The sequence below is a fragment of the Microbulbifer mangrovi genome (assembly GCF_002009015.1).
GTDB classification, from domain to species: Bacteria; Pseudomonadota; Gammaproteobacteria; order Pseudomonadales; family Cellvibrionaceae; genus Microbulbifer; species Microbulbifer mangrovi.
Map to the genome: position 1 here is coordinate 23632 of NZ_LZDE01000332.1, position 26967 is coordinate 50598.

At 56.5% G+C, this 26967-nt stretch carries 18 protein-coding genes; 2 read left to right on the forward strand and 16 right to left on the reverse strand.

From position 1 onward, the window contains the following. Positions 1-19 precede the first annotated feature (19 nt). From B4U49_RS13930 to B4U49_RS19110, 7 genes are all read right to left on the reverse strand, one after another. Positions 20-3241 (reverse strand): pectinesterase family protein, encoded by a 3222-nt coding sequence (locus B4U49_RS13930; RefSeq protein WP_078085215.1) that lies wholly within the window; start codon positions 3239-3241, stop codon positions 20-22. A 290-nt stretch (positions 3242-3531) separates the two neighbouring features. Continuing rightward, positions 3532-7497, reverse strand: a complete 3966-nt coding sequence (locus B4U49_RS13935) for a pectate lyase family protein (RefSeq protein WP_078085216.1) — start codon at positions 7495-7497, stop codon at positions 3532-3534. A 543-nt stretch (positions 7498-8040) separates the two neighbouring features. Next, positions 8041-9342: a TRAP transporter large permease gene (locus B4U49_RS13940; protein ID WP_078085217.1), complete on the reverse strand. Its 1302-nt coding sequence runs from the start codon at positions 9340-9342 to the stop codon at positions 8041-8043. A 15-nt stretch (positions 9343-9357) separates the two neighbouring features. Then, positions 9358-9936, reverse strand: a complete 579-nt coding sequence (locus B4U49_RS13945; protein WP_078085229.1) for a TRAP transporter small permease — start codon at positions 9934-9936, stop codon at positions 9358-9360. Positions 9937-9986: 50 nt separating this feature from the next. Next, positions 9987-10979: a TRAP transporter substrate-binding protein gene (locus tag B4U49_RS13950; protein WP_078085230.1), complete on the reverse strand. Its 993-nt coding sequence runs from the start codon at positions 10977-10979 to the stop codon at positions 9987-9989. 336 nt (positions 10980-11315) lie between these two features. Then, a complete protein-coding gene (locus tag B4U49_RS13955; protein ID WP_239692639.1) occupies positions 11316-12293 on the reverse strand; it encodes a sugar kinase in 978 nt (325 codons plus the stop codon). Positions 12294-12436: 143 nt separating this feature from the next. Beyond that, complete coding sequence (locus B4U49_RS19110) at positions 12437-12592, reverse strand: hypothetical protein (protein ID WP_158078627.1); 156 nt, start codon at positions 12590-12592, stop codon at positions 12437-12439. A gap of 166 nt (positions 12593-12758) precedes the next feature. Here B4U49_RS19110 and uxaC point away from each other — a divergent pair, with 166 nt between their 5' ends. Both uxaC and B4U49_RS13965 read left to right on the forward strand, forming a co-directional pair. Further along, positions 12759-14174, forward strand: coding sequence for a glucuronate isomerase (gene uxaC, locus B4U49_RS13960; protein WP_078085218.1), 1416 nt, complete (start codon positions 12759-12761; stop codon positions 14172-14174). 13 nt (positions 14175-14187) lie between these two features. Continuing rightward, positions 14188-15675 carry a mannitol dehydrogenase family protein gene (locus B4U49_RS13965; protein ID WP_078085219.1) on the forward strand — a complete coding sequence of 496 codons (1488 nt, stop codon included), beginning with the start codon at positions 14188-14190 and terminating at the stop codon, positions 15673-15675. A gap of 248 nt (positions 15676-15923) precedes the next feature. Here B4U49_RS13965 and B4U49_RS13970 read toward each other — a convergent pair whose 3' ends face one another. From B4U49_RS13970 to kduI, 9 genes are all read right to left on the reverse strand, one after another. Next, entirely contained in the window at positions 15924-16613 is a 690-nt protein-coding gene (locus B4U49_RS13970; RefSeq protein WP_078085220.1) for a cytochrome c3 family protein, read from the reverse strand. Between the two features lie 34 nt (positions 16614-16647). Next, positions 16648-17139, reverse strand: a complete 492-nt coding sequence (locus B4U49_RS13975) for a nitrate reductase cytochrome c-type subunit (protein ID WP_078085221.1) — start codon at positions 17137-17139, stop codon at positions 16648-16650. Positions 17140-17183: 44 nt separating this feature from the next. Beyond that, positions 17184-19685: a nitrate reductase catalytic subunit NapA gene (napA, locus tag B4U49_RS13980; protein ID WP_078085222.1), complete on the reverse strand. Its 2502-nt coding sequence runs from the start codon at positions 19683-19685 to the stop codon at positions 17184-17186. Position 19686: 1 nt separating this feature from the next. Beyond that, a complete protein-coding gene (locus B4U49_RS13985; RefSeq protein WP_078085223.1) occupies positions 19687-20061 on the reverse strand; it encodes a chaperone NapD in 375 nt (124 codons plus the stop codon). 162 nt (positions 20062-20223) lie between these two features. Continuing rightward, positions 20224-20397, reverse strand: coding sequence for a periplasmic nitrate reductase, NapE protein (locus B4U49_RS13990; RefSeq protein WP_078085224.1), 174 nt, complete (start codon positions 20395-20397; stop codon positions 20224-20226). A 410-nt stretch (positions 20398-20807) separates the two neighbouring features. Then, complete coding sequence (locus tag B4U49_RS13995) at positions 20808-23603, reverse strand: TonB-dependent receptor (protein WP_078085225.1); 2796 nt, start codon at positions 23601-23603, stop codon at positions 20808-20810. Between the two features lie 27 nt (positions 23604-23630). Then, positions 23631-25007, reverse strand: coding sequence for a glycoside hydrolase family 28 protein (locus tag B4U49_RS14000; protein ID WP_143735674.1), 1377 nt, complete (start codon positions 25005-25007; stop codon positions 23631-23633). 138 nt (positions 25008-25145) lie between these two features. Further along, positions 25146-25937: a gluconate 5-dehydrogenase gene (locus tag B4U49_RS14005; protein ID WP_078085226.1), complete on the reverse strand. Its 792-nt coding sequence runs from the start codon at positions 25935-25937 to the stop codon at positions 25146-25148. Positions 25938-26046: 109 nt separating this feature from the next. Further along, entirely contained in the window at positions 26047-26889 is an 843-nt protein-coding gene (kduI, locus tag B4U49_RS14010) for a 5-dehydro-4-deoxy-D-glucuronate isomerase (RefSeq protein WP_078085227.1), read from the reverse strand. Between the last annotated feature and the right edge of the window lie 78 nt (positions 26890-26967).

Sequence of the window (26967 nt, forward strand, 5' to 3'; positions counted from 1 at the left end):
TTTTGGGTTACGGATTTGTTTACTGGGTCAGCTGGATATCTTCAAACGTGAAGGACTGATCGTCGTTATACGGCGCGGCGAACAGGCCAACTTTTACCGAAGCGGGCAGGTCCGTGAAGGTATTCGCTCCAAGCTGGGAATAGCTGACACCACCATCGGTAGAAACGTAGGCGTAATACGCCTGCCCTACGCGCTCCAGTTTGAAATACAGGTTGTCTCCAGCAGTAACAGCGCTGCCGCTGTCTTTGCCCCAACCCCCACCGGCCGCAAGAATGTGGCCATACTGGGTGACCCATTCCGTACCGGACATATGCATGCCCACATGCACCAGTGGTGAAGTGGTGCCTGCAGTGGCATCGCACTCACACATCATCAAGCCCACCGGGAACTGGTTGGCCGCATAGTTGGTGCCGGCACTTTTCAGCTTCGCTGTCAGCACGAAGTCCCCTTCCACCTGCTGGGATACCAGATAGAACGACTGCGCCATGGTCTCGAACTTGCCGTCACTGGCAACAAAGGTGACGCTGTTTTCGGTCTGTTCGGTAATGCTGCCGGAAGCAACTGTGGCAGAGGACTGACTGCTGTCACCCACCAGCAGGCCATTACCGCTCCAGGTTTCGTCACTACCACTGGCAATCACACAGTGATCGTCACTGGTATCTTCCGGATACGGATCCCAACCCTCACCGCTGTTCCAGCTGGCAAAGATCTGTGCGCGAGAGCAGAAGCGGCTGGCCACCTCTTCTTCACTCAACACATAACAGCTGCCGTTGCTGTCGCAACGCTGGGACAGGTCCAGCGGACTGCCGGCCAGATCGGTGCTGCCGTATTCACGCCAACCGGCATCCGCGCTCGCGGTTTTCGGGTTGGGTGCGGGCTGGCTGTTAATGCCCTCGTAGGCCCAACCAATAGAAGCCACATGGGTGTCCATGGCGGTGTTGATGAAGGTGACATTGTCGTAGTAGCTGTTGCTGCCGCCGCTGCGCGCCAGGTGGGTAGTGCCCTGCTCGATGGTGACACCGGTGGGGCCTGCGCCCTGGGTCAGCTTCGAGTTCAGGAATACAAAACCGGGGGCAGTTTCAACCGGTGTGCGCGCCTGCAGAACATAGCCGCCGCTACTGGTCGCTTCACTGCTCTTGGAGTCACCCAGAGAGCGGATCTCGGTGTCCTCGAATACCGTGGCCGTGCTGTAACCCCAGATAAAGTCCACGTTACCGGCGACCAGCGAGTTGTGGAACCAGTTGTAGCCTTTCAGCAGCAGGGTGTCCTGCTCGGAGATAAACGCGGCATTGCGCGCAATCAGGCGACCTTCACTGTTGAAGTAAATGGTTTCCGCCTGGTCGCCCGCACCGGTGCGACGGTGGGTGTTCTCCAGCGTGAGGTCTTCCAGGGTGAGCATGTCACCGCCCTTCACCAGGAACAGGCCGCGACCTTCGCTGCCGCCATTCAAACCTTCGTAGTTTTCATAGTGAATACGGGTCTGGTCGGTACCGGCGCCCTTGATGGTGAGATTGTTTTTACCGGAGAGGTACAGCATCTCGCGGTAGTCACCGGCGGCGATGGTGATGGTTGCGGCATCGTCCGCGCCCAAATTCTCCATCACATGATTGAGTGCGCCCTGTACCGTGCGGAAGTCCGCGGCGCCGTCATCGTCGACAGTCACATCAGCACCACTTGGCAGCGCTGCGCGGGTGGTAAAGGTCCAGCCGGCGTCTTTGCCGATACCGACAAAATCACTACCGTTCAGCTTCGCCCCCTCTACAAGGTCAGAACTGATCGCGACAAAGTACTCCACGCCCGGTTCCAGCAAGTCGGTGTGCGGCGATACCGTCAGGGTGTTGCCATCGAAATGGAACGGACTGGCATTGAGCACGCGGGTGCTCGCCTGGCCGTTGTAACCGAGAATATCGGTCTCACCGCCTGCGCGGATCGCATCCACCTCGGTGTTGTCATCTGCGCGGAAAATTCGCACGGAGCCCACGCTCGGATTCAGCGCCGGTGCATTGTCGAAGGTGATGCTCAGGCGGGTATCTTCGTATTCACCGGTAGCACCGGGCATCGGTGTAACCAGCGCACCGATATCCCCGTAGGTTGCGCTAGGCATGGCAAATGCCTTGGCCACATCGATACTGATGGTGCGCTGCAGACTGCTGTCGGAGCCACTGATAAAGGTAATTTCCGCGCTGCCCTCGGCATTGGGAATGACTTTTACCAGGTTATCGACGACCTCCACGGACGCCACGTTGCTATCGCTGGAAACCACATCGAAGGTATCCGCGGTAACACCATCGCTCTGCACAGCAGTCACGTTGATTTCCAGTGCGGGGTCACCGGCAGTCGCGGCCCATGAAGGCTCGACATAATCAATGGTCAACTGCACCGGTTTTACGGAAGGATCACCGACTTTTACGTAATCCACCTCAAAGGAGCGGTTGTAGGTAAAGAAACCGATACGTCCGGCGGTGGAGTACTTGCTGTCCGCATCGGTATAGGTACCGAGTTCCTCGCCATCCAGATACACGGTGACATTGTTGCCAACCATGTCGTAACGAACGGTGTACCAGCTACCGTCGGTTGCGTCCTGCTCCCCCAGCAGGATCGGCTTTTTCGCCTGCACTTCACGGATGACGGAATCGCCATCGGCAAAGCCCGCTTCCACCTGGGTGGAGTCGCTGCTGTTCTGCATATTCAGGCCGCCGAAATACCACTGCAGCGGGCTCTGGTAACGGCCGATACCATAAAGGTATTTATTGCCAGTATTGCCGTTGGCGCGGGGACGAATACGGTACTCGACAAAATAATCCGCGGGCACGCTGCCAAAGGCGCCTTCTTTGACCAGGATCAGCTCGCCCTCACTCAGGTTTTCGCCGCGTGTACCGGCAGTGAAGCGCAGGGACTTGCTGTCCCCCTCGTCGAGAATATCGAATACACCGGGATCGGCGAGGCCGTATCCATCAATCAGTGCGTCCCAGGTACTGGAAAATTCGCCGTCTTCAAAATCGTCACAGAAATAGAGACCGGTATCCGGGCAGGTGAAGGTGACCGGCTCCGGTTCCGGATCAGGCTCCGGTTGAGGATCCGGCGAGGGGATTATTGGGTCAGGGTCCTCGGCCACAATGGGATTGAGACTATCCAATTCCTTTTTCTCGCCATCATCGCTACAGCCTGCCAGCAGACTGCCCAGCAATGCCGCCATCGATACCCTTAAGGACATCCTTACAAACGCGCTGTGTACTCTCATCGAATACTCCTGAGTTATGGTTTTATTGTTGTTACCCGACGCAGTGGACACGCCGGTACTTCTTCACTGCCTCGCCGCGCACCAATGTGGGACTACGGTATGACAAATGATTTACGCGTAAAATAAACCGGGCCATCCGGCCCGGATCTCGTCAAAAAAATTTAATCACCGCTTGATTCAGTGCCGCTGGAATTCTCCTCGCAGGGCAGTGAAATCAAGGCAAAAAAGCCCACCCACCAAACGGTGGATGGGCTATTACCGTTAACAGCTACTGAACATACTTCCCGTGACTACTGACACGTCGCACCACCCAGGCCAATCACATAGCTCTGCTCATAACCCAGGGGAGAGTTAAACGGTATCTCGCCATCCACACCGGCAGTGGCAATGATGTAGTCTGCCATTGCCTGACTGGCCGGCAGGTTCTGCGCTGCCATCACTTCCCGTGAGTAAGCGGTGTAATCCTGCGAGAGATCACCGACGGATCCGGATGCGTTGGTAATTTCATACACCAGCGATGGATCCAGGTTACACGCGGCATCGGAGAACCAGACCAGGGAGCCATCAGTGCGGAAGTTACCGCCGTCTACATCCCGCGCGAGCTGTTCACCGCGCTCGGTCAACGCTTGCACCACATCGTCTTTTTCCTGGAAATCGCGATTCATCATGAACATGTTGTCTTCCCACAAAACACTCGCGCCAACACGAACACTGAGAATGTCCTTGCGATAGTTCATAAAGAAGTTATTGAACATGTGCGATGTGCCGCGACGAATCAGCGGAATACGACGCAACGTGTTACCCAGCGAATCGTAGTGATCGTCCGTGGTGATAAACGCGTTGTGGTGCATGGTGGTGCGGATCTGCTCATTGATGGTCCGGCTGTCACTGGAACCATGCAGGGCCGCGCGCTTCACATTCACCAATTTGTTGAAGCTCATGGTGATGTTGTAAGCGCCCACCTTCACATCAAACGCCGAGTCACCGGTGGTGTCGAAGGTATTCTTGTGAATCCAGATTTCGTGGGATGCGCCGGTGTTACGGATCATATCCGGGTCGAGGCCGTGGTCTTCGGTGTGGCCGGCGCCACGGAAGTCCAGATGCGTCAGGATCACATGCTCGGCAGTCTGGGTCGGCGCTCCACTGCTATCCGCACCGATGGCAAAGCCATTGAAACGGAAGTATGCGTTGGCCTGGCGACCGTCGAGGGTTTTATGGGAACCGATCTTGGTATTGCGGATCGGCAGGTTGCCATCATTCAATCGGTTGTTGAAGAACTCATCCATACAGGATTCTTCGTCACCGTAGCCGTTATCGGCGCACCACTGGCGATAATCGATACACTGAGCTTCACTGCCACCGATCGCGGTCTGTACCGAGCTGTCAGAACAGTGATTACGGTGCATGGAAATCTCGCTTTCGTTCGCAAACTCGAACTTGTCGAAAACAATCCAGTTGTAGTCATCACCGGTTACCGCATCCAGAATCTGCTGCTCAACCGAGCGGCCCAGAGGATCGTTTTTGGTGATTACAGTCAGTTGGCTGTTGCCGTTCGGGTCGTATCCACCCATGGCGTTTTCACCGTAGCCCACCGCGCGACCAAGGGTCTGGAACAGGCACTCGACAATTTCCTGGTCGGTATCCAGCTCAGCGGAATCGCGCCAGTTTACGTTCGGGTCCGTGGCCAGGATATAACAGGCATTGCTCACTTCCGGTGACGGGAAGGCTCCGCCAGAGGAAGACGTACCCCCGCTGGAAGAGCTGGACGAGGAGCTGCTGGTACCGCCAGATGAAGAGCTGCTGCTGGAACTGCTGGTTCCGCCCGAAGAGGAGCTGCTGCTGGAACTGCTGGAACCACCGGATGAAGAGCTGCTCGACGAGGAGCCACCGGAAGAAGAACCACCAGCACAGTCACCCGCTTCCGGCGAGACACCGGTGATCGACAGACTGTCGATATTTGCGAGACCGCTACCTCCGGTCGCTTCCAGCCGCAACGTGTTATAGCCAGCATCCAGTGTTACCGATACAGAACCGCTATCCACATAGGAAGCCCAACCACCAGATACCCCCATATCCACAGAAGTCTGAGTGCTGCCGTTGACAATTACGGCGGCCGGGCGATCGCCAGAGCCGTTGGCATAGCGCCACTGCAAGGTATAGGTACCCGCGGCGGGAACCACTACAGACCAGTCCACGCCCATACCAGTATCGTTATCGGTGTTGGCATAACCAAAGCCTGTAAACCCTGCGTGTTCGGTTTCCAGTGCACCATCCACCGCGCAAAAGCCCGCTTCTGCTTCTTCCAACTGAAGTGTGGATACTGCGGTGAGGATCACCGCATCGTCGCCATTGGAGTTGGTCACCGCGCCAGCGGTATCTGTTACTTTGATCCAGTAATAATAGGTACCATCGGCCAGGCCAGCATCGGTGTAACTGTTACCCACCACACTGGTGGCAATGCGCACGCGGCCGCTCGGATCCGGATCCGTATCCCGATATACCTCCTGGTTCTGGATCTCGATATCGCTGACATTCCAGTTCAGGTTGGCGTCGGAACCCGAAGTTGTTACCGCGAGATCGACACTTCCTACCGTGCCGCCACCAGAGCTCGATGAACTGCTGGAGCTGCTGCCGCCAGAGGAAGATGAGGAACTCACATCGCCGGTGGCATTATAGATTTCAAATTCGGCGATTTGCGGTGCACTGGAAGCGGAATCGATCATCAGGTTGATCTTGTCCATGCTCACATCGCCGAGGTAAACCTGGAGCTCTGAGCCGATACTGGTACCAGACGCCAGCTCTGCGCCGGTGTCGTTATTCACCAGTCGCCAGGCCTGCACCACGTCACCGATTTCACGAATAATGACGGTGTTAAAGTTACTGCCAAAGTTTTTGGCAGAGATGCGCTCGCCACTGGATGATCCCGGCTGCCAGTAACTCGTTAGGTCGCCATCGACAGCATTGCCATAGCTACTGCCGCCGCCCTTACTGCTGCCATCGGCGTCACCGGACAGTGCCAGATTGGAACCCAGCTCTGCAGGTACACTGCCGCCGGAACTCCCGGTACCGCCGGAGGAACTGGAACTGCTGGAGGAGCTGCTGGAACCTCCGGATGAAGACGAACTGCTCGAACTACTGGAGGAAGAACTGCCGCCCGAAGAGGAGCTGGAAGAACCACCTTCAACCTGACAAGCACCATCGGAAACCAGCAGTCCCGTATTGGCACCGGCCGCGGCCAACACGATCTGCGGTACACAGGCCGCATCGTCCAGGTTATAGCTGTAGGGGATACTTACACTGGTGGTGGAAACCGGATTCGGGCCGGCCGGGTGATTGTCGGTGTCATCCGCAGTCCAGGTAATGTTGGACCAGATGTTGCCGTTCACTTCCCAGTAACCCATATCATCGGTATAGAAAGTACCGAGAGGATCTTTAGAGTCTTCGAAGTAGTTATACTCCGCCTTCATTACACCGCCGATACGGGGATTCATACCGGACTTGTTCAACTGACGGTAGTAGTTGTTGTATGCATGCGCGGTGGCGTGGCGCAGCAGTGGTGTACGGGAATCAATATTCTCGTAGAGATTATGGTGGAAGGTCACCGGTCCGTTATTGCTATCGCTATCGCTGGAACCAACGAGGCCACCGCGACCGGAATTGCGCAAGATACTGTAGGAGAGCGTGACGTATTTGGTCTCTGCTTTCATATCGAAAAGCGCATCATAGCCATCACTTTCACCACCCTGAGCCTCCAGGGTCAAGTGATCTGCCCACACATTGTAGACATTACTTTCCATGCCGATCGCGTCACCACCGTTGGATGTCGGCGAGCCGGATTTTTTTACATTTCGTACGTGGAGATTCTGCAGAATGATGTTCGAAGCACTGCGCAAGTGAATGCCCAGCTCATCAAATAGCGCGCCGTTGCCCACACCAATGATGGACACGTTGCTCACTTCTTTAATTTCGATTTTATCTTCGGCGGTATTACAACTGTCACCAGACACTTTGCTGGTATTACCGTGATTAATAGTGCCTTCGACGTGAATAATGATGGGAGTATCGCTGGATGCGCGATTACATAAGGCAGCGTGGATTTCGGTACCGGTAGTGGCGTAAACCACTTCACCACCGGCCCCGCCAGTGGTACCTCCGTTCTGGGTGGCAAACCCTGTGGCCTGCGCGGAAACATCCGCGGCCGCAAAGGTGCCCAGCAATGCACTCAGCATCGCTGTTCTCTTCAGCATGATCTGCATGTGACCTTCCGTATTTATGGTTATTTAGAAGATTTAGTCAGACGACTAGTCACAGGCACAACGCCCGAGAAACACGGCCCGATCGCACGTACGGCATTCAGGACTAACGGGAACAACTTTTAGTTAGAGACCAATCATCATCGCTATGGGCCTCAAGGGACAGACGGCCCGCAATATTGGTTTGCCATTATTATTAATTTCGGCCTTCTGCTGAGACCACAATTGGCAATACCAAAACAAAGAAGAGGTTATCCACATTAAAAAGTTATGTAAAGCCTATTTAAAGATCGGCAGACCAATTTGAGAAGCCTATCGCGCCCAAAAAGATAGAAAACACGCCAAGAATCGATTGAAGCAGGGCTATCTCCAGTGTGTATAGGACACTGTTTAGAAAGTCTTAGGTAGGTATGAAGAGCACGAGAAAGGCAGGGTTGGACAGGCCAAAAAAAGCCGGGCTTAAAGCCCGGCAATGCCATCCTGAGGATGCGAGGAAATCAATGAAAGAACTGCCGCGTATTACCTCATACGGGCAACCCCGAAGGGTTACTCGATCAATCCCAGCGCCCGCGGCAGGAACTCGCTGATGGCAGGCACCAAGGTGACCAGTGCCAGTACCACGAACATCATCAGGTACATGGGCAACAGCGGGCGGATCAACGCCGTGATTGATGTTTTTGAAATACTTGCCCCGACAAACAGCACACTGCCCACCGGTGGGGTACACAGGCCGATACACAGGTTCAGGATCATCACGATACCGAACTGCAGCGGCGACATTCCCAGCTCGGCAACCACCGGCAGGAAGATCGGGGTAAAGATCAGCACCGCGGGGGTCATGTCCATAAAGGCACCCACCGCGAGTAGAATCAGGTTGATGGTGAGCAGGATCAACAGCGGGTTGTCACTGATGGTGATCAGCGCCTGGCTGATGGTCTGCGGAATGTTCTGGTAAGACATGATCCAGCTCATGGCGGAGGACGCCGCGATCAGGAACATCACGATGGCCGTGGTCTCCACAGACTTGGTCAGCAGAGCTGGCAACTGACCCCATTTCACTTCCTTGTACACCACGCAAGACAACAGTAGCGAGTAGAGCACGGCGATGGCGCTGGCTTCGGTGGCGGTGAAGAAACCACTGATGATGCCGCCGATCACGATAAAGATCAGGAACAGGCTCGGCACCGCGTCCACAGTTTTCTGCAGCGCTTCTTTCATGGTGGGCTTTTCACCGACCGGATAGCCTTTTGCCTTGGCCCAGATACCGCACACCATCATCAGTCCCAGGGCGAGCAACAGGCCCGGCAGGTAACCGGCGATAAACAGTGCGGCAATGGAGACGCCACCGGAGGCCAGGGAGAAAACGATCAGGATATTGCTCGGCGGAATCAGCAGACCAGTGGTCGAGGAAGCCACTGTCACCGCGGTGTTGAAGTTCTTGTCGTAACCAGCCTTGGTCATGGACGGAATCATGAAACCGCCGATAGCCGAAGTGGCGGCAACCGCTGAGCCGGAAATGGAACCGAACAGGGTGCAGCTGATGATGTTCACGAACGCCAGACCGCCGGGCAACATGCCCACCAGCACTTTGGCGAAATCGATGATGCGCCGCGCGATACCGCCGCTACCCATCAACATGCCGGAAAAAATAAAGAAGGGAATGGCGAGCAGGGCAAAGCTGTCGATACCGCTGGCCATTCGCTGGGCCATGGTAATCATGGCCGGATCAAAATCGATGGTGCACAGCATGGTCAGCACGGTGGCCGCACCAATACTGATGGAAATAGGAACGTTCAGGGCGAGAAGGATCAGAAAACTGACCAGCAATACAATAACTGCAACTTCCACGATGATTCTCCTCGCTTAGGCTTCTACGGCAGCTTCAGGCTGCTTTTGTTTTTCTTTCTGACCCTGCGCTTCCACTGGCTGCGCGTCGTCGGTGTAGGGATGCACTTCGGAGTCGAAATCCGCGGGCAGTTCCTCTTTCGCCGTCACCAGCTCGATCAGATGATCAATGGAGAACAGGCAGATCAGCAGACCGGACAGCGGCAGTACGCTGTAGACATAGCCCATCGGTAAGCCGAGCGCCGCCGAATACTGTTCCAGCTCAAAAGTCAGCAGCATCAGTTTGGCACCGCCGTAAACCATCGCCAGGGCGGCAAACGCGAAACACACCAGCACGACAAAAATCTGCAGTGCGCGACGTTTGGCGCCATGCAGTGCGTTGGTCAGCAGGTCGATACCCAGGTGGGATCTTTTGCGGTATGCATAAGCACCGCCGAGCAGCCCGATCCACACCAGCAGGTAGCGCGCCACCTCTTCGGTGTAGGAACTCGGTTGCATTGGCAGGAAGCGGGTGAGGATCTGCCAGGTCACATCCAGCACCATCAGCGCCAGCAGTGCACCCAGCACAAAGCCCAGGGCCTTTTCAATTTTCTGCATCATCTTTGCCTTCCACTGTTATTTTTTTAGTGGGCTTTTATTTTCAAGAACTAATTAATGGCTTTGATCTGGTCCAGCAGATCACCGACTTCAGTGCCTTTATAGCTGTCGTGCAGCGGCTTCACCGCGTCAATGAAGGGCTGCTTGTCCGGGTAAATCACTTCCACACCCGCCGCCTTCACTGCCGCCAGGGATTCCTCGGTGGACTCCTGCCACAGCTTGCGCTGGTAGGCCACAGCCTCATCCACCGCCTGGTTCAGCCATTCCTGCTGCTGCGGCTCCAGCTTGTTCCACACCTCGGTGCTGATCAGCAACAGATCCGGCACATAGGTGTGCTCGTCCAGGGTGTAGTACTTGGACACTTCATAGTGCTTGGAGAGGTAGAAGCTGGGCGGGTTGTTTTCCGCACCATTGACCACGCCCTGCTGCAGCGCGGTGTACAGCTCGCCCCAGCTCACCGGGGTGGCGGCGCCGCCGAGGGTGTTAACCATCTTGATCGCGGTCTGGCTGTTTTGAACGCGGATCTTCTGGCCGTTGAGATCTTTCGGTGTCTGCACCGCAATGTCGTTCATGTAGAAGCTGCGGCTGCCGGCGTCCAGGTAACCCAGGCCGCGCAGGCGCGCGCGCTCACAGGCCACCAGTAGGTCTTTGCCAATGGGGCTCTGCAGCACATTCCAGAAGTGTTCGGAATCGCGGAAAACGTAGGGAAGGTTGAAGACCTTCATCTCCGGCACAAAGCCCTCCATAGGGCTGGCGGAAACCTTGGTCATGGCCAGGCTGCCGATCTGCAGCAGCTCAATCAACTCGCGCTCGCTGCCGAGCTGGCCGCCGGAGTAGATGTCGATACGCATGGAATCGCCAGACAGCTCTCGCAGGCGCTCGTCCATAAATACCATGGCGCGATGCACCGAATGCTGCTGATCCAGGGTGTGCGCCAGCTTGAGCGCGACCTGGTCTTCCTGGAATCCACAGCTGGCCAACAGAATAGTGGTGCCCGCCAGGGCCGCAGCGCGCAGCTGCCGCCAAAACTTTCTCGTTATCATCATTGTGACCTGCGATTTATTTCTTATCGGGTACAGGTTTATCGGCCTTACCTGAGTGCTTTCTTAATTCTTGCTCCCTGGGCATGGGAACCGCGCACGCATGGCAGACCAAACTGGTCATACCATGCTACCAACAACTGGTCAGAGGGTGCAATCCGGGGCTGCAGATTTATCCACACCCAGTGCAGACACCACTGCGCCACACTGTCGGGTAAAGCAGTAACCAGCCCGGTAAGCCCCACCAAAGCGGGGAATTCTACGCCAAAACGGTGGATTTTTAACCTGCCAGTCGCGTATCAACGCGACCACCACGCGCCGCCGGGTATTCGATCACCCTCAGCAGGCGACATCTGCCAGCGCATCGGTAGCGACGGCAGCGAGGTATTCATCCCGGGGGATAATCGCACCGCGATGGCCGATCACCCGCGCCGCACAGCGGTTGCCGGCAGCGATCGATTGTTCCGGCGTCGCCCCCTGCAGGCGAGCAGCCAGGTAGCCCGCATTGAACGAGTCCCCGGCACCGGTCGTGTCCACCACACTGCTCACCGGCGGCACATCGATGGCGGTCAGCTCGCCCTCGCGCTGCAGCAACACCGGCTCCGCTCCGCGCTTGATGACCAGCTCCGCCACACCGAATCCAGCATTACGCTTGGCGCAGCTGCCCGGTCGCTTGTCGCCCCACAGGGCCTGCTCGTCCTCAAATGTCAGCAGCGCCATATCTGCCTGCTGCAGGAACTGCCCCACCGCATCCCGCGCCGCGTCCTTTGATGCCCACAGGCGTGGACGGTAGTTACTGTCGAATGCAACGCGACCACCCTGGGCACGGTACTCCCCGAGGAATGACAACAGTTCGGCGCGGGCCTCTTCACTCATAATGGCAAGGGTGATCCCGGACAGATACAGACAATCCATCTGCAACAGATGCGCCTTGAGCGCGTCACGACGGGCGGGATCGGCAAACAGCTCCCGCGCCGGCGCTTCGCCGCGCCAGTAGGTAAAGTAGCGCTCGCCATCCGGGGTATTCTGGATCATGTACAGGCCTGGGCAGCGGCCCGGAAGACGCACGATGGCTGAGGTATCGATACCCTCACCGGCCAGACGAGTGAGCACTTCCTCACTGTAGGGGTCATCGCCCAGCAGGGTTACGTAACTAACGCTGACACCGCCGCGGGCAATATACACGGCGGTGTTATAGGTATCCCCGGCATAGGACTGCGCCAACAGCGCCTTAACGTCCTGTCTCTGCCCCTCTTTCTGAACCGACGCCTGCGGCGCCAGCTCAACCATGACTTCTCCCAGTGCTGCCAGTTTCACTCGCTTCTCCCAAATAGGTATCGATAGGTACTCAGAGATGTTACCTAATAGTCTTTTTTACTATATTAGCGTTCGCGGCGCGCTATTTTCCAAGCGGTCAATCGCCTGCTGCTGGCGGTTACAGTAGCAATTATCAAAATGCCTTACCAGAATGGTTGACTGGTATAACCAATTTTTGGCAACATGGCAACAATCGCTGCTGAAACCGCGTTTTTACTCAGCAGCGAGGTTTTCTCCATCGCCTGGCGCACCAGGCACGAGGGGGCTGGTTTGGACCCCTTGGCCTTTATTTTGCGCATGCCGCCCGCTCCCTCGCACTGCCTGTTGCGCGGCGAGCCGGGCTTTTTCTCGTTATGGAGACTACGACCTGAACGGTCGTGGCGATGGTGAACTCACACAAGAATAAGGTGGGCCTGGACCCGATCCCGGCCCCGAATGGCAAACCCGAAATCTGGAAGCATCCACATGACACGCCCTCTGATCCTGCATCCCGACCGCCTGTTTCCGGCCGATAAAGTGAGCCGGGATATTGCCCGCAAACTTTACGAGAGCGTAAAGGACCTGCCGATCATCAGCCCGCACGGCCACACCGATCCCTCCTGGTTTGCAGAAAACCAGCCGTTCGGCAACCCGGCCGATCTGCTGATCCGTCCGGACCACTATGTATTCCGCATGCTCTACTCTCAGGGTATTCCCCTGGAGAGCCTGGGTATCCGCACTCAGGACGGCACCCCGGTTGAACAGGATCCGCGCAAGATCTGGCAGATTTTCGCCGAGAATTACTACCTGTTCCGCGGTACCCCGTCCCGCACCTGGCTGGACACCGTGTTCCACGACGTATTCGAGCTGGATGTACAGCTGAATGCCGACACCGCGGATCAGTACTACGAGCGTATCGACAGCTACCTGCGCCAGCCGGAATTCCTGCCGCGCGCGCTGTTCGAGCGTTTCAATATCGAAGTCATTGCTACCACCGAATCCCCGCTGGACGATCTGCGTCACCACCAGAAAATCCTGGACAGTGGCTGGAACGGTCGTGTGATCACCGCGTTCCGTCCGGACCCGGTGCTGGACCCGGATTTCGAAGGCTTTGTGGATAACCTGGCACAGCTTGCGGAGATCACTGGCGAAGATACATCTTCCTGGTCCGGTTACCTGGCAGCACTGCGCAATCGTCGCGAGTTCTTCAAGAAGATGGGCGCGACCTCTACCGACCACGGCCACCCGACCGCGACCACCGCGAACCTGTCTACGGCGGAAGCCGAGGCGCTGTTCCTGAAGGTCAGTGGCGGCAACTGCAGTGCGCAAGACGCTGAGCTGTTCCGCGGTCAGATGCTGACCGAGATGGCGCGCATGAGTATCGAGGATGGCCTGGTGATGCAGATTCACCCGGGCTCTTTCCGCAACCATAACAAGGTGGTGTTCGATCGCTTCGGTCGCGACAAGGGCTGCGATATTCCTTCCCAGACCGATTACGTGCACGCGCTGCAGCCGCTGCTGGAAGCGGTGGGCAACGAGCCGAACCTGTCGATTATTCTGTTTACCCTGGATGAGACCAGCTACAGCCGTGAACTGGCGCCGCTGGCAGGTCACTACCCGGCACTGAAGCTGGGCCCGTCCTGGTGGTTCCACGACAGCCCGGAAGGTATGCGTCGTTTCCGCGAACAGGTGACCGAGACTGCCGGTTTCTACAATACCGTCGGCTTTAACGATGACACCCGCGCATTCCTGTCCATCCCCGCCCGTCACGATGTGGCGCGCCGCATGGACTGTGTATGGCTGTCACAGCTGGTCTCCGACCACCGCCTGCAGGAAGACGAAGCCTTCGAACTGGCCGCAGACCTCGCCTACAACCTGGCGAAGAAAGCTTACAAGCTTTGATAGGTAGAAAGAAATGAGCCAACAAAGACTCAACAACGACATTCTCGAGAGCCTCCCCACGGAGGTGATCAAGCCGGCCTACGACCGCAACGAAATCACCACCGGTATCGTGCACCTGGGTATTGGTGCGTTCCACCGCGCGCACCAGGCGTGGTACACGGAAAACCGTATTGCCGCCGGTGAAAAGGACTGGGGTATTGTGGGTGCAAGCCTGCGCTCCGCCGGTGTGCGCGATCAGCTGGTGCCGCAGAACGGCCTCTACTCCGTGGTGGAAAAGTCCAACGCGGGCACCAAGGTACAGATCGTCGGCGCAGTGAGCGATGTGCTGGTGGGCCCGGAAAGCCCGCAGCAGTTGCTGGAACTACTCGCCCAGGAAAGCGTGCGTATCGTTTCCCTGACCATCACTGAAAAAGGGTATTGCCACGACCCGGCAAGCGGTGACCTGAACCCCCAGCACCCGGATGTGCTCCACGATCTGGCCAACCCGCAGGCGCCCAAGTCTGCACTGGGATATATCGTCGGCGCTCTGGCACTGCGCAAGGAGCGCGGCCTGCCGGGCTTTACCGTGCTGACTTGTGACAACCTGCCGTCCAACGGCAAGCTGCTGGGCAATGTTCTCGCTCAGTACGCGGAAAAAGTCGACAGCGCGCTGGCGGCATGGATTGCCGAGAACACCACCACGCCGTCCACTATGGTGGATCGCATAGTGCCGGCCACCACCGATGCCGACCGCGAAGAGCTGGAAGCGCTGATCGGCTGCCGCGATGAGGCGGCGGTGATGGCAGAACCCTTCGCCCAGTGGGTAGTTGAAGACAATTTCCTGCGCGGACGCCCGGAGTGGGACAAGGCCGGTGCGACATTTGTGGACGATGTGGAAGTCTACGAGCTGATCAAGCTGCGCCTGCTGAATGGCAGCCACTCCATGCTGGCCTACAGCGGTTATCTCGCGGGCTGTGAAACCGTAGCGGATGTAATGGCGGTGCCGGCGTTCAACAAGCTGGCGCTCCACTTTATGCAGTCTGAAGCGACCACTTCCATCGATGTGCCGGCGGACTTCGATATCGCCGCATATCAGGCGGAACTGATCGAGCGCTTCGAAAACCGCGCCCTGCGCCACCGCACTTGGCAGATTGCCATGGACGGTTCGCAGAAGATTCCGCAGCGCTGGCTGGGCACTCTGCGCCATCAGCTGGAAAACGATGGCCCCATCGAGGTGTTGAGTTTCGCACTGGCGAACTGGATTCGCTATGTATCGGCAGTGGACGAGAAGGGAAACACCATCGAGGTTTCCGATCCGCTGGCGGCGGAGCTGAAAGCGCTGTGCGATCAGTACAAGCCTGAAGGCAGCGCAGCACTGGCTGCTGCGTTCCTCGCTTATACCCCGGTGTTCGGCGAGGATCTGCGCAACAGCGATCGCCTGCAAAGTGCGCTGAGCGACTGGCTGGATAAGCTGGGAGCGGAAGGCACACTGGCCTGCGCAGAGAAGTATTTCTCTGTGTGATGGCGCCCTGAAGATTACGTTATCCGCCTGATACAGGCACTGTTTGTCACAGTTTTAGTTTGTTTGATTTGTTTTTTAATGTTGTTTTTTAGTTTTTCTCGCTAAGTTTCCATGCCTGTTTAAGGATCTCCCTTGGAAACCTTTTCTGATCCCGCGGCCAAAACCGCGGGATTTTTTTGCCTGGAATTTGGGTGTCAGATCCCCCAGCCCTCTCCTCAATCATTTCCCTCTGGTTACTTTTTTTCAGGCTAGTCTTTTTCAGGTTCCTCGCTTCCAGATTCCTTGCCATCCTTCAACATCAGAGGATTATCTTCACCGAAACGGCTGGCATCGTGAGCGGGGTTATCCGGCCCCCAGGCGTCTTCGTTCTGCATATTGGGCAGGTGGTGCGCGATGCCCCGGTGGCAGTCGATACAGGTGGCCTTGCCGGTGGCCAGCTGGGTGGAGTGCAACTTGCGCGCGCGCGGGCTCTGTACGCTGAAATCCATATATTCAAAGTCGTGGCAGTTGCGGCATTCCAGAGAATCGTTGGCCTTGAGTCGCGCCCACTCGTGGCGCGCCAGTTCCAGGCGCTTGTCGAGGAATTTTTCCCGGGTACTAATAGTCCCGAATATCTTGCCCCAGACCTCTTTTGAAGCCTGCATCTTGCGCGCAATCTTGTGGGTCCATTCGTGTGGCACATGGCAATCCGGACAAGTGGCGCGCACTCCGGAGCGGTTGGTCCAGTGAATGGTACCTTTCAATTCCTGATAGACGTTGTCCTGCATCTCATGGCAACTGATACAGAACTTCTCGGTATTGGTCGCTTCCAAGGCAGTGTTAAAACCACCCCAGAATATGATCCCGGCGATAAAACCACTCAGCAACAGAAAGCCAAGGCTGAACGCCGTGGCAGGGCGGCTCAGCGTACGCCAGTAGCTTTTTATCCAGTCAATCATCACTCAGTTCCCGGATCGATTGTTGTCGGATGTATTACCGTTCACCCTGCGACTTTTTTTCTTTGCGCAGCAGGATATCCACATCCTCAAAGGTGTTGCCTACGGAAGACTTGGCGTTGGTCTGCGGAACATGACACTGCAGGCAGAAATATCTGCGCGGTGCCACATCGGCGAGCGCCTGGAAATCGCGATCCATAAAGTGGGTGATGCTGATCATGGGTGCGCCGCTCACACCGGTCTGGATACGGTTATGGCATTCCAGGCAGCGGTTGTTGTTCTTGTCGATCTGATAGTCGCGAATGGTGTGCGGGATAGTCGGCGGCTGCTCCGGATAGGCGCGCACCCGCTTGCCATCGGCATTCACCGGATCCGCAAGTTGCGGCGCATCCTCAGTTTCAAACAAGGTGCCACCCTTGCGGATACCGTCCGGCCCCGGTGTATTGGGAAATTGCTCCGCCACCGTTGCCAGACCGCACACAAATACGATGAGGGCAACGACGATGGTGAATACCTGTTTTGTGCTCATGATCGCTACTCAGCTTTGATTGACGCTACCGGTTTTGCGCATTATCAGGCCAGGGATACCAGCTCCAGCTTTACCGCACATTTCTTGAAGTCGGTTTGCTTGGAAATAGGATCGGTGGCATCGAGGGTAACCTTGTTGATCAGGCGCTGGGCGTCGAAGAAGGGCACATACACCAGCCCCTTCGGTGTCTTCGCCCGCCCGCGGGTCTCAACGCGGGCGATCATCTCGCCGCGACGACTGATAACCTTTACCTCGCTACCGCGACGGAACCCCTGTGCCTGTGCATCATCGGGATGCATGTAAACCAGCGCATAGGGCACGGCACTGAACAGCTCTGGTACACGCTGGGTCATGGATCCCGTATGCCAGTGCTCCAGCACACGACCGGTGCACAACCAGTAGGGATATTCTTTATCCGGTGATTCCGCTGGTGGCTCGTAGGGCAGGGCGAAAATCCGCGCGCGGCCATCGTCATTGCCGTAGAACTGCACCCCAGCTCCCTTCTTGACGTAGGGGTCGTAGCCTTCGCGGAAACGCCAGCGGGTTTCCTTGCCATTCACCACCGGCCAACGTAGCCCGCGCACCTGGTGGTACACATCAAACGGGGCCAGATCGTGACCGTGTCCGCGGCCGAACTCTGCGTATTCCTCAAACAACCCTTTCTGGATGTAGAAGCCAAACGCATCGGACTCGTCGTTGGCATATTCTTTTTCGCGATCAGAATTCGGGAAGCGATTGGCATGGCCATTGGCAAACAGCACTTCGTACAGGGTCTTGCCCTTGTAGCCGCGTGTCTTGCTCAGTTCCGCCGGCCACACCTCATCGGTTTTAAACCGCTTGGAGAATTCCACCAGCTGCCAAAGATCCGATTTACTTTCTCCCGGTGCTTTTACTTGTTGGTGCCAGAACTGGGTACGGCGTTCGGCATTGCCGTATGCCCCCTCTTTTTCCACCCACATTGCAGTGGGCAGAATCAGGTCTGCGGCCTGGGCAGAGGTCGTTGGATACACATCCGAAACAACCACAAAGGTATCGGGATTGCGCCAGCCGGGTAGCAGTTCCTGCATCAGGTTGGGACCGGCCTGGGCATTGTTGGAAGCCTGGGTCCAGTAGACTTTCAATTTGCCATCTTTTAACGCACGGCTCTGGGCGACAGCATGGAAACCGGGTTTCGGCGGGATAGTGCCCTCGGGCAGCCGCCAGATTTTCTCTGCGGTAGCCCGGTGTTTTGGATTGGCCACCAACAGGTCTGCCGGCAAACGGTGGGAAAAGGTACCCACCTCGCGCGCAGTGCCACAGGCTGAAGGCTGTCCCGTCAATGAAAAGGGGCTGTTCCCGGGACTGGATATTTTTCCGGTCAGCAGATGGATGTTGTAAGCCATATTGTTCGCCCACACACCACGGGTGTGCTGGTTGAACCCCATGGTCCACAGGGACATCACCTTGATTTTCGGGTCCGCGTACAGTTCCGCGAGCGCGGTCAGACGCTCCTTGGGCACACCGCTCTCCTTGGCCGCACGATCCAGGGTGTACGGCTTGAGGAATTCTGCAAACTCCTTGAAGCTCATATCCTCCCAGGTGTTCGCCTTGTCCCGCCCGGCAGCTTTCTGCTCGCGCGGGTCCTCATCCCGCAGGCCGTAACCGATATTGGTTTGCCCGCGTACAAAGCGCGTGTGCTTTTTGACAAAGTCTTTGTTGACCTTGTTGTTCTGAATAATGTAATTGGCAATAAAATTCAGAATCAGCAAGTCGCTGTGCGGCGTCATCACCATCGGTATATCCGCGAGCTCAAAACTGCGGTGTTCGTAAGTAGACAGCACGGCAACCTTGCAGCCGGGGTGGGAGAGGCGACGATCGGTTACCCGCGACCACAGGATCGGGTGCATTTCCGCCATATTGGAGCCCCAGAGCACAAATGCATCAGCGGCTTCAAAGTCGTCATAGCAGCCCATGGGCTCATCAATACCGAAGGTGCGCATAAACCCCATCACCGCAGATGCCATACAATGGCGCGCATTGGGGTCGATATTGTTCGAGCGGAAGCCCGCTTTCATTAGCTTGCTGGCCGCGTAGCCCTCCCACACGGTCCACTGCCCGGAGCCGAACATGCCCACGGATTCGGGCCCGTGATTCTTGATCGCCTCCTTGTATTTTTGTGCCATTACGTCGAAGGCCTGATCCCAGGAAACTTCAGCAAAATCTCCGGTCTTGTCGTATTTGCCATTTTTCATGCGCAGCAGAGGCTTCTTAAGCCGATCGCTGCCATACATGATTTTCGACAGAAAGTAGCCTTTGACGCAGTTGAGACCGCGATTGACCTCTGCCTTGATATCGCCGTGGGTAGCAACAACACGGTTGTCCTTGGTACCCACCATGACGCTACAACCGGTGCCGCAGAACCGGCATGCAGCCTTGTTCCACTTCAGCTCATTCGCGCCGCCCTTGCTCACCAGGTTCTGGGTCCTTGCGGGTATCGCCAGCCCGGCAGCGGCGGCGGCGGCAACTACCGCACTCGCTTTGGTAAAATCACGTCGGGTGATCGCCATGTCACAGTTCTCCCACAATTTTTACCGGCTGCGCACTGTCCGCAGCAGCTGCCTGTTCTTCCAGTACATGATCCACCTCGGACAGTTTCAGTTCTTCGTGGTAAACCATGGCGACATTAAGCACACCCTGCTGGTCTTTGATGGTTTCGATCATGGTGTTGATAAAATGATGATCCGCAGTCTCCAACACCATCACCAGCTTGCCTTCATCATTGCCCAGATGTATTTCCAGCTCCGGACAGGTTTCGACCCAGGCGGAAACCGCCGGAATATGTACCGGACGCACATGCACGAGCAGACTCGCAATGTGCAGGGTTCCATCTTCACCGGTTTCCGGGTCATCGTAGTCACGGTTTCGGTAATGGTGCTCTCTCATACTCTGTCCACATTTTTTCGGAGCCATTTCGGCGTGGTCTCAGCCCGGAAATACCCGGATTTGACTGTATCTGCACAATGGAAACTTTCGACAGGTTCGGTCGCTTTAGACGGCGCTGATAATCATTGACCCACCTGAAAGCGGGCAGTCGAAGTATCGAGTTCAGGTGGGAGGCCCTGGCGGCCCGAAAATCATTTGCAGTATCCACACGATAAATCCGTAACCGCCGACAATTGCCACCGCCAGGATCGGGAACAGAAATACGAGAATAAATAGCACCAGGCGACCTTCCCTGCGGCGCTGCTCCCTGGTCGAAGGTAGTTGCTCTTCAGTCAACGGGTTTACCCCTCATGAATGTCGGAGTTTATTACCGGAAGAAATTAGGCCAGGACGCCTTATACCGAATATCCCGCTCCGGAATGATCGGGACGATAAATTGCAACAGGTATAGTGCAACGCCAATTCAGCCCACATGTCTTCAGTCTAGAAAGGTGTGTAGATCCAGCAAGGATATTTGCAGCCTTCAGGTCTTCTAACGTCAGTAATTGGAGGGAAAGAGAGCAGCGATTGGTAAAACACGCCAATAAAAAAGCCGGGCATAGGCCCGGCTAAAAGGAAATGAGAATTACAACTGATTACAACTAAACACCCCCCCCCAGGCGTTCGGGTGGGGACTGCGCGATGTTGACGCTGGCGATCGCGGACGATACTAATTTCCGCGACCACCAGACCGGATTATCGCGGGATCAGAAATTCACCCGCAGACCCAGCAATACCTCACGACCGGTACTGTTGTACTCACGCACCAGATCCAGGTCGCCCAGGGGACCGGTGGTGTACAGGCGTTCGGTTTCATTGGTCAGGTTAATCGCTTCCAGGGTAATGGTCGCGTAGTCCGTCACGTTGTAGAACGCCGACATATCGACACGGGTTGGCCCGGTAGTGCCGTGCGAGGCATTGCCGTTGGACCCGGTCTGGTCGGTAACGTAATCGTCACGACCATTGACCATCACACGACCGCCAAACATATCGGTTTCATAGTAAAGCCCGGCGTTGTAGCTGTTCTCGGAAAGACCTTCCAGAGAGCCGCGAATACCATTGCCGAAATCAGCGCGGGACTGCACGTGGGTAAAGTTCGCCAGCACGCCGAAGTTGCTCGCCCAACCCGGCAGGAATCGCAGCGGCTGCTGATAGGAAACTTCGTAGCCATTCAGGTCCGCACCTTCACCATTGACGGAAGTGGAGATGTTCCAGCCGTTGTCGTCCGGCTGCAGTGCATTCGGCTCGTACAACGGACTATTGGGATCATACTCGGGACGGGCGGCAACCACTGCGCGAATATCCGCAGGCAGGTACTGGTTTTCCAGAGTTTCGCCGGTAGTGAAGCCGTCGATCTGCTTGTGGAATACGGTCAACGCCAGTACCGCTTCCTCCGCAAAATACCACTCCAGACCCAGGTCCGCGGAATTGGCACGCACAGGCTCCAGGCCGGGGTTACCAATGCTGACGTTACCGTTAATCGGGGTCACGTTAACAGTTCCGGCAAGGCTGCCGAGGCCGGGGCGGGACATGTTGCGGGCAACACCGAGGCGCAACAGCAGGTCTTCCTGCAACTCCCACACAAAGTTGGCGGAGGGCAGGATCTCGGTGTAGCTGCCTTCGCGTTCGGTAGCCGCAAAGCCGCCCTGGCCATCACTGGATACGCCGCGCGAGGTCACTGTGGTATCTACTATGCGGACGCCGGTGTTGACGGTAAACGGCAGACCCAGCAGCTGGGTGTACACATTGGCTTCAGCATAGCCACCGAAAGATTCCTCTTCGATATCGTAGGTACTGGAATCATCCCGGTCCAGTTCCCACTGACCGGCACCCCAGGCAGCAGCGGCCGAATCGTAGTCGGCAACCAGCCAGTTTCTCGGGAAGCCGGCCGGAGCATCGATACCATCGCCAAACCCGTCCACCACACTGCCCAGGGTAGTGGAGAGATCTGCGGACACAACCTGTCCATTCAGGTCGTTAACGCCCACCGGATTCCAGCGCTGTGATTGCACCTCGCGACTGTTCCAGATCAGACCGGTCTTCACGTTCGAGCTCTCACCCTCGATGGTGAAATCCGCACGGAAAGTATCGTTGTTGCGCTCAACAATATCGCGGCGCAGAGTCGGTCCGCTCCACACGTAGTTGGACGGATCGAGTACATCGAAGCCGTAGCTCATCTCGGCAATTTCACTATCGTTCAGGAACGAATAGGAAAAGCTGTGACCTTCGCTGGCGGTCTGGTTGAAGCGCAGCTGGTCTTCGGTGTGCTCGGATACGGCGTTGCCGTACATCACGTCGAGGACCATGTTGTCGGCGAGATCGAACTTACCGGACAGTACCACTTGACGGAAATCGGTTTCACTGAACTGACCACGGCTCTCGGAGCGTGGAGTAACGTTGTCAAACTCGCCCGCAACAATATAACGACCGGACGGATCCAGGGTCACGTTGGTGGGCACAATCTGGTCGTAGGTATTCCGGAATTGCGCAAAGTAGTTATAGGAGGTGACGTCCGCTTGCAGGTTGGAGGTCAGTACATCCAGCGAGAACTCCATATCGTCGGTGGGGCGGAACTGCACGGAACTGGTCAGGCCCAGACGCTCCTGCTCGCGGTTAAAAGAATCCATACGCGGCAGACGCGGTGTCCACATGTAATCGAGCGCGCTGTCGGCGGGAACCGCTTCACCCGGGTTATTGGCACCGGGATTCGGGGTGCCGTTGATGACCACATCGGAATCGCCGTTTGCCCAACTGCGGCCATTGGCCACCGGGCTGGTCCAGCGCACGGTACCGAAGCCTTCCTGGCGCACGGTGCGCTCGGAATAGGCGGCGCTTACCAGTACACCCAGCTTGTCATCCATAAAGGTATTGCTGTACAGACCGGTCATGCGCGGATTGCTTTCCCCGGCAAAGCTGTCCGCCATCAGCTGTCCGCTGAAAGCAACTTGCTGTCCCGGGCTATCGAACGGACGCGCGGTGGACAGCTCGACAGTCGACGCCAGACCGCCCTCTTCCACAGACGCAATTGGCGTTTTGTGGATGGTGATCTGGTTGAACAGTTCGGAGGCAAATACGTTGAAGTCGAAATCGCGGCCGCGGTTGACGCCACCGGAGGAATCGAGGCCGCCGGTACTGGAAGGCACTTCCATACCGTTCAGGGTAGTGCGGGAAAAGCCCGGACCAAGACCGCGTACGGTAATATTGCGACCTTCACCACCTTCGCGGGAAATCGCCACGCCGGGAACCCGCTGCAGGGATTCTGCCAGGTTCAGGTCGGGCATCTTGCCCATGTCTTCCGCGATAATGCTGTCGGTATTGTTGGCACTATCGCGCTTGGTATCCAGGGCGCGCTCCAGGGACTGGCGGAATCCGGTAACCGAGATTTCCTCCAGTGCTTCGCCCTGCGGCCCTTGCGGCTCCTGCGACTCGGCCTCTTCCTGCGCAAACGCAGGGGAGGCAATCGCCATTGCCAGTACAAGCGGTTTTATTGTGTAGTTGCTCATTACTAACGCTCCTTACTCTCTCTTCGTTTATTTTCTCCAGCTCAAGACACCGTCTATTCGCTGATCTCCTAGTTTTACCTCATCAAATTCAAGATTGACCGCATTCTCGATCACCAGCGGCGTTTGCACCTGCTCGACATTGATCCCCCTGAATACAACATCTTTCAGAGGAGCGGCGTCAGGCGCGTGCACTTCCAGAAAAGTGCCTACTTCCTTGACCTGAATGTTTTCAAAGACAATTTCCCGGTAAATGGATGGGAAGAAGCCGCCAAGTTCCCCGGGATAATTCAGCTGAAACCAGAACAGGTTTTCAAAGGATTCCACCTCGAGATTGCGCAGGTGGATATTTTCAACCAGGCCACCCCGGTCGAGATTTGCCTTGAAGCGGAAGGCAGACACGCCCTTGCGAAGCAGGTTATCGGTAAAGAATACATCGCTGATGCCACCGGACATTTCACTGCCCAATGCGATGCCATCCTCGCCGCCCATATCGTTGTTGCGCACGACAATCCGGCGACTTGGGATGCCGATAGTGCGACCGTCGAGATCGCGCCCGGATTTCACTACTACGGAGTCATCACCGGTGCGAAACCAGCTGTTTTCAAGTAACACGTTGCTACTGGATTCAATATCGATGCCGTCGTTATTGAAAAAATGACTGTCGACACGAATTCTCTGCACCGTCGCGTGATCGGTGTAGATGAGATGGTTCACCCAGAACGGCGAGTTGAGCGCGGTAAAGTCCTTTAACAAAACCCGTTTTGCGCCGAAGAACTGGACCAGTGGTGGCCGGAGAAAGGTGCCTTCACCAAAAATTCGCTCTTCAACGGGAACACCGCCGGCGCCCATCTTGCGCAATCGCTGCATGTCAGCATTCTGTTTGGGGTGCCATTGCTTGAACGCACTGTCGGCGTTTCCATCAATGGTCCCGGTGCCGGTGATAGCCACATCTTCAACACCGGCGGCGTAAATCAGCGGCGAGTAGGTATACAGTTCCGTTCCCTCCCAGCGGCTTTTAACCACAGGCAGGTAGTCGGCTGGTTCGGGGGAAAACTTCAGCAGCGCACCCTTGGCGAGATGCAGCTCGATTTTACTGTGCAACACCACCGGGCCATGGCTCACCCAGTTACCACGGGGTATCACAATACGGCCGCCTCCAGCCTGTACCGCCGCCGCAATGGCTTGCGATATCGCTGGATGCACGTCGGCATCGGCCACGGCACCGAAATCCAGGATGGAGAATTCCCGATCGGGAATAGAGGGAAGCTGGATACCCGCTACGATTTCTTCGGCGAGGTCCCAGTCGGAATTGGATTTTGCATAAGCTGAAGGCACACCGATAAAAATCAGTGCGCACGCAAGCAGGCCCCGCACACAGCGGAGGCGTGACATCATCGCGATCATTGTTGCTCCCGGAGGAAATCTTATCTATTTATTAATCCGGGAGACGCTTGCCTCCCGGCCCTCTCACTCAACATCCTGAGAGGGAAGCAACTACAGATTTTAAGATCCGCCAAAACCCCAGCGGATATACAGAACTACTTACTCGTTGGAAGGCTTGCCGATAGTGGCGAGAATGCCGCCATCCACGTATACCACCTGTCCGTTGACGAAATTGCTCGCATCGCTGGACAGGAATACCGCAGCGCCCTGCAAGTCTTCCGGATTACCCCAGCGACCAGCAGGGGTACGGCCGATAATGAAGTCGTTAAACGGGTGGCCATCTACGCGGATTGGCGCAGTCTGGCTGGTGGCAAAATAGCCCGGGCCAATTCCGTTGACCTGAATATTGTGGCGCGCCCACTCGGTCGCCATATTCTGGGTGAGCATCTTCAGGCCGCCTTTGGATGCGGCGTAGGCAGAAACGCTGTCGCGACCCAGCTCGCTCATCATGGAACAGATGTTGATGATCTTGCCGGCACCGCGCTCGATCATGCGCTTCACCACCGGGCGGCTCATCACCATCACACCGGTAAGGTTGGTTTCCAGTACCTTGTTCCACTCGGATAATTCCATTTCCAGCAGCGGAACACGGCGGATGATGCCTGCGTTATTGACCAACACATCGATAGGCCCCTGCTCCTGCTCGATTACCGGCACCATTTCGTTGACTTCGTCTTCGTTGGTGACATTGAACAGGTAACCGTGGGCGTCATAGCCTTTTTCACGCAGTTCGGAAACGGCGTTATCCAGCTTTTCCTGAGAGGAGTGACCGGTGATAACCAGTTTTGCACCGGCGTCGCCAAGGCCCTGGGCCATGGCCATACCCAGGCCATGGGTAGCGCCGGTAACCAGTGCGAGTTTTCCGGTTAAGTCGAACAGTGACTTGGACATAAATTTCTCCAGTTTTTCGGTAGATACGCTGCGTGTGTCTACCCTACGGGGATATGGAAATAGGTTACAGCAGGGTGGATTGGCTCGGTGTATCCACCACTCAGAACTATCAGCGCAACTCGTGGGGCTGCACGAAATCCATATCGTCGTAATCCAGGTTTTCTCCCGCCATTCCCCAGATAAAGGTGTAATTGGCAGTGCCCACACCGGAGTGCAGAGACCAGGTGGGCGAGATCACCGCCTGCTCGTTGTGCATCCACAGTGTCCGGGTATGCTGTGGCGGGCCCATGAAATGACACACCGCCTGCCCCTCCGGCACATTGAAGTACATGTAGGCTTCCATACGGCGGCTGTGGGTATGGGCCGGCATGGTATTCCAAACGCTGCCCGGCGCCAGCTCGGTCATGCCCATCTGCAATTGGCAGGTCTGGATGACGCCGTTCACCAACAACTGGTTGATCACTCGCTGGTTGCAGGTTTCACTGGCGCCACGTTCCATTACATTGGCATCGGCCTTGCTCACTTTTACCGCTGGATAGGCACAGTGCGCCGGCGCGGAGTTCAAGTAGAACTTGGCGGGGTTGGATTTGTCCGCACTAGTCAGTTTCACCACCACGGAACCACGTCCCACATAGAGGGCTTCCTTGTGGCCGATTTCGTGCACCTTGCCATCCACCTCCACGGTTCCGGAACCACCGATATTGATGAGTCCCAACTCGCGGCGCTCAAGAAAATACTCGGAGCGCAGGGCTTCCACGGTTTCCAGCTGCACGGTTTTTTCCACCGGCATGATGCCGCCTACGATCATGCGATCTACATGGGTGTAGGTGAGGCGCACCGTATCCGCTTCGAAAAGTTTCGGCACGAGGAACTCTTCACGCAGGCGGTCGGTATCGTAGTTGACGTAGTCACTCGGGTGACTGGCGTAACGCTCTTCGAAATTGGTGGTCATATTTTTCCCCTGTTGTACATCTAGGTCGCAGGTGCCCACTGCACTGCTATGCGAAGGTTCTGCTGGCCGGCGCCCTTG

Bases quoted from the DNA above. Each gene is read 5' to 3' on its own strand.
- B4U49_RS13930 (WP_078085215.1), bottom strand. From the start codon at position 3,241: ATGAGAGTACACAGCGCGTTTGTAAGGATGTCCTTAAGGGTATCGATG.
- B4U49_RS13935 (WP_078085216.1), bottom strand. From the start codon at position 7,497: ATGCAGATCATGCTGAAGAGAACAGCGATGCTGAGTGCATTGCTGGGC.
- B4U49_RS13945 (WP_078085229.1), bottom strand. From the start codon at position 9,936: ATGCAGAAAATTGAAAAGGCCCTGGGCTTTGTGCTGGGTGCACTGCTG.
- B4U49_RS13950 (WP_078085230.1), bottom strand. From the start codon at position 10,979: ATGATAACGAGAAAGTTTTGGCGGCAGCTGCGCGCTGCGGCCCTGGCG.
- B4U49_RS19110 (WP_158078627.1), bottom strand. From the start codon at position 12,592: ATGCGCAAAATAAAGGCCAAGGGGTCCAAACCAGCCCCCTCGTGCCTG.
- uxaC (WP_078085218.1), top strand. From the start codon at position 12,759: ATGACACGCCCTCTGATCCTGCATCCCGACCGCCTGTTTCCGGCCGAT.
- B4U49_RS13965 (WP_078085219.1), top strand. From the start codon at position 14,188: ATGAGCCAACAAAGACTCAACAACGACATTCTCGAGAGCCTCCCCACG.
- B4U49_RS13970 (WP_078085220.1), bottom strand. From the start codon at position 16,613: ATGATTGACTGGATAAAAAGCTACTGGCGTACGCTGAGCCGCCCTGCC.
- B4U49_RS13975 (WP_078085221.1), bottom strand. From the start codon at position 17,139: ATGAGCACAAAACAGGTATTCACCATCGTCGTTGCCCTCATCGTATTT.
- napA (WP_078085222.1), bottom strand. From the start codon at position 19,685: ATGGCGATCACCCGACGTGATTTTACCAAAGCGAGTGCGGTAGTTGCC.
- B4U49_RS13985 (WP_078085223.1), bottom strand. From the start codon at position 20,061: ATGAGAGAGCACCATTACCGAAACCGTGACTACGATGACCCGGAAACC.
- B4U49_RS13995 (WP_078085225.1), bottom strand. From the start codon at position 23,603: ATGAGCAACTACACAATAAAACCGCTTGTACTGGCAATGGCGATTGCC.
- B4U49_RS14000 (WP_143735674.1), bottom strand. From the start codon at position 25,007: ATGATCGCGATGATGTCACGCCTCCGCTGTGTGCGGGGCCTGCTTGCG.
- B4U49_RS14005 (WP_078085226.1), bottom strand. From the start codon at position 25,937: ATGTCCAAGTCACTGTTCGACTTAACCGGAAAACTCGCACTGGTTACC.
- kduI (WP_078085227.1), bottom strand. From the start codon at position 26,889: ATGACCACCAATTTCGAAGAGCGTTACGCCAGTCACCCGAGTGACTAC.